The organism is Streptomyces sp. NPDC001443, from assembly GCF_053597355.1.
Genome location: NZ_JBSFIA010000019.1, coordinates 137,878 through 152,781 on the forward strand (window position 1 = coordinate 137,878; position 14,904 = coordinate 152,781).

Genomic DNA, 14,904 nt, shown 5'->3' on the forward strand with positions numbered 1-14,904 from the left:
GGCGGCCGGGGCGGGCCGGGACCAGGGCGGGGATGTCGCCCGGACGTCCGCGCAGGTAGCGTCCGTGCATGGACAGCAGCACCGAGCATCACCCGGACGGCCGCGCGGACGGCCCCCGGGACCGACGATTCGACAGCCAGGGCGCCGGGATCACCGTGCAGCGGGCGCTGGAGCTGCCGGGACTGCGCAGCGGGCTCCCGGAGGTCCTCGCGGGCGCCGACCGGCTGTCGCGGACCGTGCGCTGGGTGCACGCGGGCGAGGTGCCCAACATCGCCTCGCTGCTCAAGGGCGGCGAGCTGCTGCTGACCACCGGGTACGGGATCGGCACCCGTCCCGCCGACCAGCGCGCGTTCGTGCGCACCCTCGCCGACCGCGGCATCGCGGCCCTGGTCGTCGAGCTCGGCCCGCGCTTCGCCCGGCTGCCCGCCGCCCTGGTCGAGACCGCGCAGACAGCCGGTCTCCCGCTGGTCCAGCTCCACCGCGAGGTGCCGTTCGTGGCGGTCACCGAGGAGATCCACACGGAGATCGTCAACGGTCACTACGCCCTGCTCCAGCGGGCCGAGGAGGTGCATCGCCGATGTACCGAGGCCCTGCTGGGCGGCGGCGGGATCCCCCAGGTCCTCGGCATCCTGGCCGACTTCAGCGGCAACCCGGTCTTCCTGGAGACGACCGACGGACGGCTCCTGTACGCCGCCGGGGCGGGCCCCGAGGGCGCGGATCCGCTCCAGGTGTGGGAGGGGCTGCGCGGCCAGCACAAGGACACACCGCCGCCGTCGGGCTCGGTGCTCGTCGACGTGCCCGGCGGGGGGCCGGGCGCCGGCTCGGTACGGGCCCGGCTGGTGCTGCTGCCCGTGCTCGGCCCGCTCGCCCCCGTGCACCGGATCGCCGCCGAACGGGCCGCGGGCATCCTCGCCGTGGTCCTGATGCAGGCCCGCCAGGAGGAGGAGCTGGCGGCGCGCGGCCGCGGCGACTTCCTGACCGATCTCGCCGAGGGCCGCGTCGCCGCGGCGGACGCCCCCGCGCAGGCCCGCGTCCTGGGCTTCAAGCCGGGCGACAGCCCCCTGCTGCCGGTGGTCATGCGGCTGGGCGACGCACTCTCCCCGGGCGGCGGCTGGGCGGTGCTGGCGCGCGCGGTCGCCGAGGAGCTGGCGTCCGTGGGAGTGCCGGTCCTGCTGGGCGTACGCCCCGTCGAGGGCCGGGTCCCGCTGCTGCTGGGCCTGCGCTCGGAGTCGGAGCGGGCGGCGGTCGCCGACCGGGTCGCGGCGGCGCTGCGGGCCGGGGTGGAACGGGCCGGGATGCAGCGGCCGGGAGCGCCGCAGCCGGTCGTGGTCGTCGGGATGTCCGGCGGCTGGGCGGCGGCGTCGGCGGGCCTGCGGCACGCGGCGGAGACGGCGACCGCGGCCCAGGGGCTGCCCGGCCGCCCCTGGTACGACGCCCGCCGCCTCGACATCGACCTGCTGCTGTGGCGCCTGCGGGACCATCCCGACCTGGCGGCCTTCGTGGACCGCGCGATCGGCCCGCTGCGCGAGCACGACAACCGCGCCAAGCCGCCGCTGCTGCCGACGCTGGAGACGTATCTCGCCCATACGGGCCGCAAGGCGGAGACGGCCCGCGAACTCCATCTCAACCGCCAGACGCTGTACAACCGCCTCGCCCGCATCGGCGAGTTGCTGGGTACGGACCTCGACGACCCGCAGACGGTCCTGGTGTTGAGCCTGGCCCTGCGGGCGCGCCGGCATGTGCCCTGAGCGGCGGCCGCTCAGGGCAGCGGCGTCGGCCGCGTCAACTCGTCGTAGACACTGAGCACCTGGTTGACCGTCTCGTCCTCCGTCGGCCAAGTGACCGCCTGCCGGAGCCCCTTGTCGGCCAGCAGCGCCCGGCGCCCGGGGTCGCCCAGCAGGCGCAGTACGGCGTCGCAGAGAGCCTCGGCGTCACCGTACGGGACCAGTTCGGCCGCGTCGCCGACGAGTTCGGGGGTCCCGCCGACGTCGGTCGCGACGAGCGGGACGCGGGCCCGCAGTGCCTCCTGCGCGAACACGGACCGCGCCTCCCACCGGCCGGTCAGCAACGCCAGGTCGGCCGCGGCGATCAGCTCGCCCACGTCGTCGCGGCGGCCGACGAGCCGCACCGGCAGTGCCTCGTCCTCGATACGGCGCTGGAGCTCGGCCCGCAGCGGGCCCTCCCCCGCGACGACGACCAGCGGTTCCGGGTCGAGCCCCCGCCAGGCCCGCGCGGCGTCCAGCAGCACGCGGTACCCCCGGTGCGGCTCCAGGGAGCCGACGGCCATCAGCAACGGGCGGCCGGTGGCGCCGAGTTCGGCCCGGACCTTGGAGCGGTGCCGGTCGGGGTCGTCCGGCTCGGCCGGACCGCCGGGCCCGGGCAGCGCGACCGCGGCGAGCCGCGCGTCCCGGGCGCCCGTACGACGGGCCCGGTCCACGAGGGTCGAGGTGGTGCCGAGCACCACGGTGGCGGCCCGCACCACCCGGCGCTCCAGCAGTCGTACGAGATGGGCGCGGGCGCCCTCGGCGTACGCGCGGTCGTGCCAGGTGACGACGAGCGGGGTGTGCCGTCCGCTGAGGGCGAGCACGGCCCGGAAGGAGGCGTGCAGCCCGTGCGCGTGCACCAGGTCGGCGTCCGTGCAGGCCGCCCGGAGCGCGGCGACCGCCCCCGGGTCGCTGCTGCGCGGCACGTGCACGTGTTCGGCGCCGGCGCCCGTGAAGTCGTAGAGGTGATCGGCCTCGACGGGGGCGCACACCGTGACCCGCACGCCCCGCGCGGCGAGCCCCGAAGCCAGGGATCGCACATGTGTGCTACTGCCGGCGTTGCCTCCGCCCAGCACCTGCACGGTACGCAGCGGCGACCGGCCGTGCGATGAGGGGCGGCTGACGGGGCTCACGCGGCCGGGGCTCCTGGTTCGGCGTCGGACGGTCACGACGAAAATACAGAAGGATCGGGCGCGGGTGGTGAACCGCGCGATTCCCTCTCATGTCCTACGCCAAGGATGCCAGGACGTACGGGTGTTCCGGGAACCCCGACGGTTCCGGCCGCGCCCCGCCCGCCCGCACGCGTCACTCACCCGAGTGAATCCGCCGTGGCCGGGTACGGCCCTGCGGCACCCGCGGCCCGGCAGCGCGTCCGGCTGCCGGGCAGGTGCGGCACCGGAGCGGACCCGGGCGTCGGACCCCGCCCGACCGGGCTCGACGCCCGGCCGGTCCGCTCGGCCGGAGCTCCCCGGCAAAGCCGCAGCCGGACCTCCCCGGCGAAGCGCCCGAGCGGAGCGCTACGCGTCCGCGCGGGCCGCCGCGAGCAGTTCCTCCGCATGGGCCCGTGCCGTCTGCGAGTCCTCCTGGCCGGCCAGCATCCGGGACAACTCCCTGATCCGGTCCTCCCCTTCGAGCACCTTCACGCCGGAGCGGGTCACCGATCCGTCGTTGGTCTTCTCCACCAGCAACTGCCGGTCCGCGAAGGCCGCCACCTGCGGCAGATGGGTGACGACGACGACCTGCGCGCTCTTCGCGAGCCGGGCCAGCCGACGTCCGATCTCCACCGCCGCCTTGCCGCCGACGCCGGCGTCGACCTCGTCGAAGAGGTACGTCGGCACCGGGTCCGTGCCGGCGAACACGACCTCGACCGCCAGCATCACGCGCGAGAGCTCACCGCCGGACGCGCCCTTGGCGATGGGCCGCGGCGGGGCACCCGGGTGCGGGGCCAGCAGCAGCTCCACCTCGTCGGCGCCGGACGGCCCGTACGCGACCGTGCGTCCGCCGACCTCGACGCCCTCGGCGTCCTCCGTCTGGCGCAGGTCGAACGACACGCGCGCGTGGGGCATGGCCAGCGAGGCCAGCTCTGCGGTCACGGCGGCCGCGAACCGCTCGGCCGCCTCCGTCCGGGCGTCCGTCAGCGCCTGGGCGAGCCCGCCCAGTTCGGTCCGCAGCGCGTCCCGCTCGGCGGTCAGCTCGCCGATCCGCTCGTCGTCGCCGTCCAGTTCGGTCAGCCGGCCGGCGCCCTGCTCGGCCCAGGCCAGCACGGAAGCGATGTCCTGGCCGTCCCGGCCGTACTTGCGGGTCAGCGCGGTGAGCGCGGCCCGGCGCTCCTCGACGGCCGCCAGCCGCAGCGGGTCGGCGTCCAGGTCGTCGGCGTAGCCCGCCAGCTCCCCGGCCACGTCGCCCAGCAGGATCCCGATCTCCCCGATCCGGTCGGTGAGCGCGGCCAGCGCGGGGTCGTGCGACCGTACGGCCTCCAGAGCCCGCTGGGCGCCCGCCACGAGCGTGGCGGCGTCGATGCCCTCGGGATCCTCCGGGTTGCCCGCGAGAGCGGCGTGTGCGGCCGTGGCGGCCGACGACAGCGCCTCCGCGTGCCCGAGCCGCTCCGCCTCCTCGGCGAGCTCCACGTCCTCACCGGCACGCGGCTCGACGCCCGCGACCTCGTCGAGGCCGTAGCGCAGCATGTCGGCCTCCTGGGCCCGCTCACGCGCCCGGGTGACGATCTCGTCGAGCTCGACGGCGACGGCCCGCAGCCGTCGGTAGGCCTCCGTGTACTTGGCGAGCGGTCCCGTGACGGCGTCGCCCGCGTACCGGTCGAGCGCGGCCCGCTGCCGCGAGAGCTTCAGCAGCCCCTGCTGGTCGGTCTGCCCGTGGACGGCGACCAGTTCGTCGGCGAGTTCGGCGAGCATCCCGACGGGCACGCTCCGCCCGCCCAGATGGGCCCGCGAGCGCCCCTCCGCGGAAACGGTACGGCTGATCAGCAGAGCCCCGTCGTCGAGCTCGGCCCCCGCCTCCTCCGCGCGCACGATCGCGGCCGTGTGCGCGGGTACGGAGATCCGCCCCTCCACGACCGCGTTCTTCGCCCCGATCCGCACGAGCGCCGGGTCCGCGCGCCCGCCGAGGAGCAGTCCCAGGCTGGTGACCACCATGGTCTTGCCCGCACCCGTCTCACCGGTGACCGCGGTGAACCCGGGCGACAACTCGACGACAGCGTCGTCGATGACCCCGAGTGACCGTATCCGCATTTCCTCCAACACGCACCCGACCATACGAGGTTTTCCGGGCCGTGTGCGACGCCGCCCCCTGCAACGAGTGCCGAGCGTTACCTGCCCGGGGCAATCCTCGTTGTGCTCGCGGCCTCCGCGCTCCCACGAGGCGATCCGGTCCACCCGGTCCCGGACGAGGCACGGATGCGGTGCCCCGGCGTCGACCGGGGCACCGGGACCGTACTACTGCCGGGCCCCTCGCCACCCCGACACGGGCAGCGCGAACTTCGCCACCAGCCGGTCGGTGAACGACGCGTGGTGCAGCCGGGCCAGGCGCACGGGCACCGCCCCGCGCCGCACCTCCACCCGCGCCCCGGGCGGCAGCTCGACCGTCCGCCGGCCGTCGCACCACAGGACACCGGGCGGGACGTGCGGCAGCACCTCGACCGCCAGCACCGAGTTCGGCGAGGTGACCAGCGGCTTCGCGAACAGCGCGTGCGCGCTGATCGGCACCATCAGCAGCGCCTCGACCTCGGGCCACACCACCGGCCCGCCCGCCGAGAAGGCGTACGCCGTCGATCCGGTCGGGGTCGACAGCACGATCCCGTCGCAGCCGAACCCGGTCACCGGCCGCCCGTCGATCTCCAGCACGACCTCGAGCAGCTTCTCGGCGCCGGCCTTCTGCACGGCCGCCTCGTTCAGCGCCCAGTCGGTGTGCACGATGTCGCCGTTGCGGTGCACGACGACGTCGACGGTCATCCGCTCCTCGACCTCGTACGCCTTGGTCACCACCCGGTCGACGACCTTGTCGAGGTCGTCGCGCTCGGCCTCCGCGAGGAACCCGACGCTGCCCAGGTTCACGCCGAGCATCGGCACCCCGGACGCCCGCGCGAACTCGGCGCCGCGCAGCAGGGTGCCGTCACCGCCGAGGACGATCAGCAGCTCGCAGCCCTCCAGGCACTGCGGGGTGGCCTCCGCGACCAGCTCCACCTCGTCCGGGAGCGGCAGGTCGGCGGCCTCGTACTCCAGCACCCTGACGCCCACGCCGGCCCGCAGCAGCCCCTTCACCACGAGTTCGGCACTGCGGATGGCCGCGGGCCGCCCGGTGTGGGCGAGCAGGAAAACAGTACGAGCTCGGTTCTCTGTCAACGCGGCCCCTCCGCCACTGCACGGTCGACGTCGGCCGGGTCCAGTTCGGGAGCTCCGGCACGCAGCCACAGAAAGTACTCGACGTTGCCCGAGGGACCGGGCAACGGACTGGCGGTGACACCCTTCACCCCGAGCCCCAGCTCCCACGCCTTCTGCGCCACGCCCCGCACGGCCTCCGCCCGTAGCTGCGGACTCCGTACGACACCCCCGCTCCCCAGCCGTTCCTTCCCCACCTCGAACTGCGGCTTGACCATCATCACCAGGTCGGCGTCCGGCTTCACGCACCGCGCCAGGGCCGGCAGCACCAGCCCGAGCGGGATGAAGGACAGATCGCCCACGACAAGATCCACAGGTTCCCCATCGATCGCTTCAAGCGTCAACTCGCGTACGTTCGTACGGTCCTTGACGGTGACGCGTTCATCGCTCTGGAGAGACCACGCGAGTTGTCCGTAACCCACGTCCACGGCGACGACGTGCGCGGCTCCCGTCCGCAGCAGTACGTCGGTGAAGCCGCCGGTGGACGCGCCCGCGTCCAGCGCCCGCCGTCCCTCGACGGCCAGCCCCTGCGGCACGAAGGCGGCGAGCGCCCCGGCGAGCTTGTGGCCGCCGCGCGAGACGTACTCGGGGTCGCCGTCGTCGGACGCGACGACGATCGCCGCCGCGGTCTCCACCTGGGTGGCGGGCTTGGTCGCGACGGTCTTGCCGACCGTCACCCGGCCCGCGGCGATCAGCTGGCTGGCGTGCTCGCGCGAGCGCGCGAGCTTCCTGCGGACCAGCTCCGCGTCCAGACGGCGGCGTGCGACTCCTGCCACGTTCGGTTCAGCTCCTCGTCATCCCGTACGGCGGTCGTACCGTACGGCGGTCGAAAGGTGAGACCCGAAGGATCTCATTACGCGGTGGCGGCCGGGGGACGGGTGGGAGCGGGCAGTCCCGGGCGGGCGTCGAGCGCGGTGAGTGCGTCCCGCAGCCCCCGGTGCACATCCTCGTACACCTCGACGTGTCCGTCGGCGGCGAGGTGATCGGCGTCACCGAGCCGCTCCAGCAGCGCGTCCACCTCGGGGTTGCCGGTGGGGACGCGGGAGACCTCCAGCGGAGCGGGGGCGGCGGGGTCGGACATCGGCGCGGCCTGCGCGGTCGCCGCGTCCGTCGGGGTCGCGGCCTCGGGCACGGAGTCGGTCATGCCCCGACGCTACCCCGAACCGCTGCGGTACCGTCGATCACCATGGCCACCATCGAGGAGTGCCGCACCGCGCTCGAGAAGCTCTCCGAGTCCATGGGAGGCGCCGAGGGCGACGTCCGTGAGGCCGCCGCCCTGGACCGTTCGGTGAGCTGTCGCATCACCGACCTGGACGTCACCTTCGCCGGGCGGCTCGCCGGCGGCCGGATCGAGGTGCTCGACACCCATCCCGGCCCGCCGCGCAAGAAGGCCGAGATCCGGCTGGCCATGGCCGGCGACGACCTGGTGGCGCTGGTCGACGGCAGGCTGAACTTCGCCAAGGCCTGGGGCTCGGGCCGGGTGAAGCTGGAGGCGGGCCTGCTCGACCTGTTCCGGCTCAGGAAGCTCCTGTAGCGGCTCACCCGTCCGGGCCTCCGCCGGCCGCCTGAACCTCCCCTGGCCCGGGACCTCCCGAAGCCGCGCCCTCTACCGCGGGGCGGCGGCCTTCGCCTCGGTACGGGCCCTGCGCGCCGCCGGGACCACCAGCGGCGTCCCCGTCTCGGGGTCGTCGATGACCTGGCAGCGCAGCCCGAAGACCTCCTCGACCAGCGCGGCCGTGACGACCTCGCCGGGCGCGCCCTGGGCGATGACCCGCCCGCCGCGCAACGCGATGAGATGGGTGGCGTACCGGGCCGCGTGGTTGAGGTCGTGCAGCACGGCGACCAGCGTGCGGCCCTGCTCCTCGTGGAGCTGGGCGCAGAGGTCGAGCACGTCGATCTGGTGCTGGATGTCCAGATAGGTCGTCGGCTCGTCGAGCAGCAGCAGCGGCGTCTGCTGGGCGAGCGCCATCGCGATCCACACGCGCTGGCGCTGGCCGCCGGAGAGCTCGTCGACATAGCGCTCGGCGAGTTCGGCGATGCCGGTCTGCGCCATGGACTCCTGCACGACCCGCTCGTCCTCGGCCGACCACTGGCGCAGCAGCCCCTGATGCGGGTAACGGCCGCGGCCCACCAGATCTGCGACGGTGATCCCGTCCGGCGCGATCGACGACTGCGGCAGCAGGCCCAGCGTGCGCGCGACCTTCTTCGCGGGCATCGACTGGATGACCTGCCCGTCGAGCAGCACCCGGCCCTCGCTCGGCTTCAGCATCCGCGACAGCGCCCGCAGCAGCGTCGACTTGCCGCACGCGTTCGGGCCGACGATCACCGTGAAGGAGTTGTCGGGGATCTCCACCGACAGCTGTTCGGCGATGACCCGCTGGTCGTAGGCGAGGGTGACGTTCTCTGCGGACAGGCGGTTCACGGTGCTCCTCGGGTTGTTCGGTCCGCCGGTGGGGGTGGCTGCGGTGCTCATATCCGGCCCGCCCTGCGCTCGGTGACCAGCAGCCACAGCAGGTAGACACCGCCGAGCACACCGGTCACCACGCCCACGGGCAGCTGTTCGGCGCCGAAGGCCCGCTGCGAGGCCCAGTCGGCGGTGACCAGGAGGGTGGCGCCCATGCACAGCGACGGCACGAGGTTCGGCCCGGGGGACCGGGTCAGCCGCCGGGCGAGCTGCGGCGCGGTCAGCGCCACGAAGCTGACGGGTCCCGCGGCGGCGGTGGCGGTCGCGGTGAGCAGCACGGCGGCCACCATCAGCAGCAGCCGTACCCGCTCCACCCGCACCCCGAGGGCGCCTGCCACGTCGTCGCCCATCTCCGTCATCCGCAGCCCGCGGGCGTTGGCGAGGACGAGCGGCACGAGCACCGCGCACAGACCGAGCAGCGGCCAGACCTGTTCCCAGTCGCGACCGTCGAGGGAACCGGTCATCCAGACGACGGCACGGGCCGCGTCCACGATGTCGGACTTGGTCAGCAGATAGCCGTTGACCGCCGTGACGACGGCCGACACGCCGATGCCGACCAGCACCAGCCGGTAGCCGTGCACGCCCTGTCGCCAGGACAGCAGGTAGATGGCGAGGCCGGTCAGCAGACCGCCGACGAGCGCGCCGAGGGTGACCTCGGTGGCGTCCCCGGACAGCAGCACGATCACCACGAGCGCGCCGGCCGTCGCCCCCTGCCCGAGCCCCAGGACGTCCGGACTGCCCAGCGGATTGCGGGAGATGGACTGGAACAGCGCGCCCCCGAGCCCCAGCGAGGCGCCCACCAGGAGGCCGACCAGGACCCGCGGCAGCCGGAGTTCGTTGACGATGAAGTCCTGCCCCGGCGTGCCGTTCCCCGCGAGCGTCTTGAGGACGTCGCCGGGCGGGATCGGGAAGTCGCCGGTGCCGATCAGGACCACGCTCGCGGCGAGCGCGGCGGCCAGCAGCAGCACGACGACGACGAGCGCGCGCACGTCCAGCCGGAGGGAGAGGCCGCCCGGCGTGCGCAGCGCGCGGGTGGCCCGGTTCGCGCCGGAGGTCCGGTTCGCCTTGGTGGCCCGGGAGTTCTTCACTGCCGTCCTCACAGCTGCGCCGTCCTGCGTCGTCGTACGAGAAAGATGAAGACCGGGCCGCCGACGAGCGCGGTGACGATGCCGACCTGGAGTTCCGAGGGACGCACGACCATCCGGCCGACGACGTCCGCGCCGAGCAGCAGCACGGGCGACAGGACGGCGGCGTACGGCATGATCCAGCGCATGTCGGGGCCGGTGAAGGAGCGCACGATGTGCGGCACCATCAGCCCGACGAACACGATGGGCCCACAGGCGGCGGTCGCCGCTCCGCAGAGCACGGTGGCCGCGAGCATGGACAGCGCCCGGGTGCGGTTGAGATGGGCGCCCAGCGCCTTGGCGGTGTCGTCGCCCATGGACATCGCGTTGAGCGGCCGGGCGAGCGCGAGCGCGAGCAGGGTGCCGACGGCGAAGAACGGCAGCACCTGGGCGATGGTCGAGTCGGTCGCCGTCGACAGCGACCCGACCGTCCAGAAGCGCATCCGGCCCAGCGCCGCCTTGTCCATGATCATCACGGCCTGGACATAGCCGTACAGCGCGGCGCTGATCGCGGTGCCGGCCAGCGCGAGCCGCACCGGAGTGGCACCCCGGCTGCCGCCGAGGAACCACACCAGCGCGCCCACGGCGGCCGCGCCGAGGAAGGCGAACCACACGTAGCCGCTCAGGCTGGTGACACCGAAGTAGGTGATCGCCGTGACGACCGCGGCGGACGCGCCCGCGTTGATGCCGAGCAGCCCGGGGTCGGCGAGCGGGTTGCGGGTCAGCGCCTGGAGGACGGCCCCCGACAGACCGAGCGCCGCGCCGGCGAGCAGCCCGAGGAGGGTCCGCGACAGCCGCTCGTCGACCACGACGTCGCCGTAGGTTCCGGTACTGGTGAACAGGCCGTGCCACACCTGCTCCAGGGACAGCTCTTTCGCCCCGATCGCGATGCTCGCCATCGCGACGAGCGCCAGGACCGCGGCGGACAGGAGCAGCCCGAAGCTGCGTATCGCCCGGCGGGTTGGGGGCGCGGGGGCGGTCTCCGCGCGCTGCTGAGGAGGACTGTCGACCAACACGTGGTTAGGTTAGCCTACCCTCCTATTTTCCCTCGACGGCCGGTGGTTCACCGGCCGGGCTCACAACCCCAGCCGTGCCAGCGCCTTTCCGCCGTCCAGCGTGCACGAGCCGTCCCCGGCCGCGGTCCAGGCCGCCGCGCACAGCGCGCGCAGTCCGTCCAGGGCCTCACCGTCACCGGTCAGTTCCAGGCTCTCGGCTCCCGCGGTCGCCGTCCAGCCGCCGCAGCGGAAGCCCTGCCCCTCTTCCTCGACCTCCGGCTGCCCGGTCAACAGCCCGCGCAGATCCGCGTCGACGTACGTCGGCCGGTGCTGCGGCGGGGCGGCGAGCAGCTGCGCGCCGTCGGTCACCCCGGTCAGCACGAGCAGGGAGTCGACTTCCCCCTTGAACGCGCCCTCGATGTCCGTGTCCAGCCGGTCCCCCACCACCAACGGCCGTTCGGCACCGGTCCGCAGGATCGTCTCCCGGTGCATCGGCGGCAACGGCTTGCCCGCCACCTGCGGTTCGGCGCCCGTCGCGATCCGCACGACCTGCACCGCGGCACCGTTGCCCGGCGCGATACCGCGTCCGCTGGGAATCGTCAGATCGGTGTTGGACGCGAACCACGGCACCCCGCGCGCGACGGCGTAGGAAGCCTCCGCGAAACGTCCCCAGGTCAGATCCGGCCCGCCGTACCCCTGCACCACGGCCGCCGGCTCGTCGTCGGCCGACTCCACGGGCTCCAGGCCGCGCTCACGCAGGGCGACCCGCAGCCCCTCCCCGCCGATCACCAGCACCCGGGAGCCGGCCGGCACCTGCTCGCTGATCAGCCGCGCCACCGCCTGCGCCGACGTGATGACGTCGCCCGCCTCCGTCGGGATCCCCAACTCGGTCAGATGCCCGGCCACCGCGTCCGGCGTGCGCAGCGCGTTGTTCGTGACGTACGCCAGGTGCATGCCACCGGCACGGGTCGTGGCCAGCGACTCCACCGCGTACGCGATCGCCTGCCCGCCCGCGTACACCACCCCGTCCAGATCGAGCAGCGCCGTGTCGTACGCCTTGCTCAGGGCCTGCCCACTGCCCTCGGGCCTTGTCCTGACGCTCCGGCTCATTCCGCATCGCTCCTCGATCGATCCCTTTCCCAGATCATCTCTCATGCGACTGGCACACGTACGATGCCTGGATGAACCTTGCAGGTCACTCGGAAGCAACGGCGCGCCGAGGCCTGGAACTCACCCCGTTCCAAGGCCTGCGCTACGACCCCGACCGGGTCGGCAGCCTGGCAGCCGTGACGTCGCCCCCGTACGACGTGGTCGTACGGCCCGACGGCGTGTACCACCTTCAGTCGGCCGATCCGCACAACATCGTCCGGCTGATCCTCCCGCAGGACACCACCCCCTCGGCCCGCAACGAACGCGCGGCCGACACCCTGCACCGCTGGCTGGACGAGGGCATCCTGACCGCGGACTCCGAGCCGGGCCTCTACGTCTACGAGCAGAGCGACGACGCCGGCCGCCTGCTCCAGCGCGGCCTGATCGGCGCCCTGCGGCTGACCGAGCCGGCGGAGGGCGTGGTGCTGCCGCACGAGGACGTGATGCCGCACATCGTCGCGGACCGCGCCGCCCTCATGCGCGCCACCTCCGCGAACCTCGAACCGCTCCTGCTGACCTACCGCGGCGACGGCGACACCGCCGACGCCATCGAGCGCACCGCCGAGCGGGAACCACTTCTGTCGACGACCACCGAGGACGGTTACGGCCACCGCCTCTGGTCGATCACCGACCCCACCGAGCTGGCCCGTGTCCAGACGGATCTCTCCCAGCACCAGGCCCTGATCGCCGACGGTCACCACCGCTGGGCGACGTATCTGCGTCTACGCGCGGAGCATCGCTCGCCCGGACCCTGGGACTACGGTCTCGTCCTCCTCGTCGACACGCTCCGCTACCCGCTGCGCGTCCGCGCGATCCACCGGCTCCTGCACACCCTCCCGATCGCCGACGCCCTGGCGGCCCTGCACGGCCTCTTCCGCGTCCGGCGCCTCGACGTCCCGCTGCCGGACGCCCTGAAGGCACTCGCCGAAGCGGCCGAAGCGGGCAACGCGTTCCTGCTGGCCGGCGACGGCTCCTTCCATCTGGTCGACCAGCCGGACCCGGGGCTCCTGGCCCGGACGGTCCCCGCGGACCGCCCCGCGCTCTGGCGCACCCTGGACGGCACGGTCCTGCACGCCACGCTCCTCGAACACGTCTGGCGCGTCCCCGAGGACTCCCCCGCCCATATCGCCTACATCCACGACACGGCCGCCACCGTCGAGAAGGCGGAGCGGAACGGCGGTACGGCCGTCCTGATGCACCCGGTCCGCGAGGAGGTCGTCCGCGACCTGGCCCGGCAGGGCGTCACCATGCCCCGCAAGTCGACGTCCTTCGGCCCGAAGCCCGCGTCGGGCCTGGTACTGCGCACGCTGGAGTCCTGACCGTCCGGGCACCGGCCCCTGACACCGACTCCGGACACACGAAAGGGCGGGGCCCCGTCACCGGGATCCCGCCCTCACTCACTGCTGCAGGCGCTGCCGCAGGTCAGTCCTTGTCGACAGCCTTCGCGTCGGCCTCGTCGTGAACCTTGCCTTCGACCTCGACCTCGTCGTCGGCCTCGTCCTCGGCCTCGTCGTCGGCCTCGTCCTCGGAGGCGTCGTCGTCCGTGTCGTCGAGCGGCTCGTCGTCGCTCAGGTCGTCGTCGCTGTCGTCGATGTAGCTGTCGTCATCCTCGTCGTCATCGACATCGGCGTCCGCCGCGGAGCGGCCCCGGGGCTCCTCCCGGGACTCGTCCTCGTTGTCGTCGAGGGCGTCGACGAACTCCACCCCGTCCAGCTCGGCGAGCCGGTCGGAGGCGTCCGTGCTGCCGTCCCGGTCGGCCTCGACGGCCTTCGCGAACCACTCCCGTGCCTCGTCGCGCCGCTCGACGGCCAGCAGCGCGTCGGCGTACGCGTACCGCAGTCGCGCGGTCCACGGCTGCACGGAGCTGGAGGCCAGCTCCGGGCTCTGAAGCGTCACGATGGCCGCCTCGAGCTGCCCCATGTCACGCCGGGCGCCGGCCGCGACGAGCCGCATCTCGACCTGACCGGCCTTGTCGAGCTTGTGCACCTCGGGGGCGCCGGCCATGTCGAGGGCCTTCTCCGGCCGCCCGAGCCCACGCTCGCAGTCGGCCATGACGGGCCACAGCTCGACGGTGCCGGTCATCCGACGCGCGGCACGGAACTCGGCGAGGGCCTCGCTGTACTTCTGGTTCGCGTACGCGGCGAAGCCGGCCGCCTCGCGCACGGCCGCGACACGGGAGGCGAGCCGCAGGGCGATCCGCGAGTAGGCGTAGGCGCGCTCGGGCTCCTCGTCGATCAGCCGCGCGACCATCACCAGGTTCTTGGCGACGTCCTCGGCGAGCGACTTGGGCAGGCTCAGCAGCTCCTGCCGCACGTCCGCGTCGATCTCGTCGCCGGTGACGTCCTCCGCGATCGGCAGCCGCTTGATCGGCTCACGGTCCCGGTCCCGCTCGTCGCGGAAACGCCCGCCACCGCGCCGGTCGTCACGGCGGTCGTCCCGCCGGTCGTCACGGCCACGGAAACCGCCGGGACGGCCGGAGCGGTCATCGCGTCGGTCGTCACGGCGGGGACCACGGCTGCCGCGGTCGTCCCGCCCCTGGAACCCACCGCGGTCGCCGCGGCTGTCGTCCCGACGGCCGTAGCCGCCACGGTCTCCACGGTCCTCGCCACGCCGGTCGTCACGACGGAAGTCACCACGGTCGTCACGGCGGTCGTCACGGCGGAAATCACCGCGATCGTCACGACGGAACGCCGGACGGTCACCGCGGTCGTCACGACGGAAGGGCGGACGCTCACCACGGTCATCGCGACGGAAGCCACCGCGCTCGCCGCCCGGACGGTCGTCACGCCGGCCGTAGCCGCCACCGCGGTCGTCGCGCCGGTCGTCACGGCGGAAGGGGGGACGCTCACCGCGGTCATCACGGCGCGGACCGCCCGAACGGTCGTCACGCTGGTACGCCGGACGAGACCCACGGTCGTCACGCCGGTCATCCCGGCGGTCATCCCGCCGGTCGTCACGGCGGTCGTCACGGCGGAAATCACCGCGATCGTCACGACGGAACGCCGGACGGTCACCGCG

At 73.7% G+C, this 14,904-nt stretch carries 13 protein-coding genes and 1 pseudogene; 3 read left to right on the forward strand and 11 right to left on the reverse strand.

All coding sequences use genetic code 11. The features are described from left to right. Nucleotides 1-68: 68 nt before the first annotated feature. Entirely contained in the window at nt 69-1,748 is a 1,680-nt protein-coding gene (locus ACWC24_RS21110; RefSeq protein WP_450664363.1) for a PucR family transcriptional regulator, read from the forward strand. Between the two features lie 11 nt (nt 1,749-1,759). Here ACWC24_RS21110 and ACWC24_RS21115 read toward each other — a convergent pair whose 3' ends face one another. From ACWC24_RS21115 to ACWC24_RS21135, 5 genes are all read right to left on the reverse strand, one after another. Continuing rightward, the gene (locus ACWC24_RS21115) at nt 1,760-2,896 is read right to left on the reverse strand and encodes a glycosyltransferase family 4 protein (protein WP_450664364.1); all 1,137 of its coding nucleotides are present in this window, start codon (nt 2,894-2,896) and stop codon (nt 1,760-1,762) included. Nucleotides 2,897-3,280: 384 nt separating this feature from the next. Continuing rightward, on the reverse strand, nt 3,281-5,032 hold the full coding sequence (recN, locus tag ACWC24_RS21120; RefSeq protein WP_450664365.1) for a DNA repair protein RecN: 1,752 nt from the start codon (nt 5,030-5,032) through the stop codon (nt 3,281-3,283). Nucleotides 5,033-5,212: 180 nt separating this feature from the next. Next, nucleotides 5,213-6,118: an NAD kinase gene (locus tag ACWC24_RS21125; RefSeq protein WP_152889669.1), complete on the reverse strand. Its 906-nt coding sequence runs from the start codon at nt 6,116-6,118 to the stop codon at nt 5,213-5,215. Beyond that, on the reverse strand, nt 6,115-6,930 hold the full coding sequence (locus ACWC24_RS21130) for a TlyA family RNA methyltransferase (protein WP_450664366.1): 816 nt from the start codon (nt 6,928-6,930) through the stop codon (nt 6,115-6,117). The genes ACWC24_RS21125 and ACWC24_RS21130 overlap by 4 nt, the downstream gene beginning before the upstream one ends. A gap of 77 nt (nt 6,931-7,007) precedes the next feature. Next, entirely contained in the window at nt 7,008-7,298 is a 291-nt protein-coding gene (locus tag ACWC24_RS21135; RefSeq protein ID WP_450664367.1) for a hypothetical protein, read from the reverse strand. Nucleotides 7,299-7,340: 42 nt separating this feature from the next. Here ACWC24_RS21135 and ACWC24_RS21140 point away from each other — a divergent pair, with 42 nt between their 5' ends. Then, entirely contained in the window at nt 7,341-7,688 is a 348-nt protein-coding gene (locus ACWC24_RS21140) for a sterol-binding protein (RefSeq protein WP_450664368.1), read from the forward strand. A 72-nt stretch (nt 7,689-7,760) separates the two neighbouring features. On the opposite strand, the gene ACWC24_RS21145 is transcribed toward ACWC24_RS21140, so the two are convergent. Genes ACWC24_RS21145 through ACWC24_RS21160 form a run of 4 tightly spaced genes read right to left on the reverse strand, consistent with a single transcriptional unit; the run spans nt 7,761 to nt 11,847 of the window. Beyond that, the gene (locus ACWC24_RS21145) at nt 7,761-8,627 is read right to left on the reverse strand and encodes an ABC transporter ATP-binding protein (RefSeq protein ID WP_450664369.1); all 867 of its coding nucleotides are present in this window, start codon (nt 8,625-8,627) and stop codon (nt 7,761-7,763) included. Continuing rightward, entirely contained in the window at nt 8,624-9,706 is a 1,083-nt protein-coding gene (locus tag ACWC24_RS21150) for a FecCD family ABC transporter permease (protein ID WP_450664381.1), read from the reverse strand. The genes ACWC24_RS21145 and ACWC24_RS21150 overlap by 4 nt, the downstream gene beginning before the upstream one ends. A gap of 8 nt (nt 9,707-9,714) precedes the next feature. Beyond that, nucleotides 9,715-10,758 (reverse strand): FecCD family ABC transporter permease, encoded by a 1,044-nt coding sequence (locus ACWC24_RS21155; RefSeq protein ID WP_450664370.1) that lies wholly within the window; start codon nt 10,756-10,758, stop codon nt 9,715-9,717. Nucleotides 10,759-10,818: 60 nt separating this feature from the next. After that, nucleotides 10,819-11,847 (reverse strand): HAD hydrolase-like protein, encoded by a 1,029-nt coding sequence (locus tag ACWC24_RS21160; protein WP_450664371.1) that lies wholly within the window; start codon nt 11,845-11,847, stop codon nt 10,819-10,821. Between the two features lie 71 nt (nt 11,848-11,918). Between ACWC24_RS21160 and ACWC24_RS21165 the strand changes: the two genes are divergently transcribed. Beyond that, the gene (locus tag ACWC24_RS21165) at nt 11,919-13,205 is read left to right on the forward strand and encodes a DUF1015 family protein (RefSeq protein WP_450664372.1); all 1,287 of its coding nucleotides are present in this window, start codon (nt 11,919-11,921) and stop codon (nt 13,203-13,205) included. Between the two features lie 103 nt (nt 13,206-13,308). Here ACWC24_RS21165 and ACWC24_RS21170 read toward each other — a convergent pair whose 3' ends face one another. Together ACWC24_RS21170 and ACWC24_RS21175 are read right to left on the reverse strand one after the other, a co-directional pair. Further along, complete coding sequence (locus ACWC24_RS21170; protein WP_450664373.1) at nt 13,309-14,199, reverse strand: hypothetical protein; 891 nt, start codon at nt 14,197-14,199, stop codon at nt 13,309-13,311. Next, a pseudogene (locus tag ACWC24_RS21175) lies at nt 14,181-14,904 on the reverse strand (hypothetical protein); the annotation flags it as partial. The pseudogene ACWC24_RS21175 and the gene ACWC24_RS21170, both read right to left, overlap by 19 nt.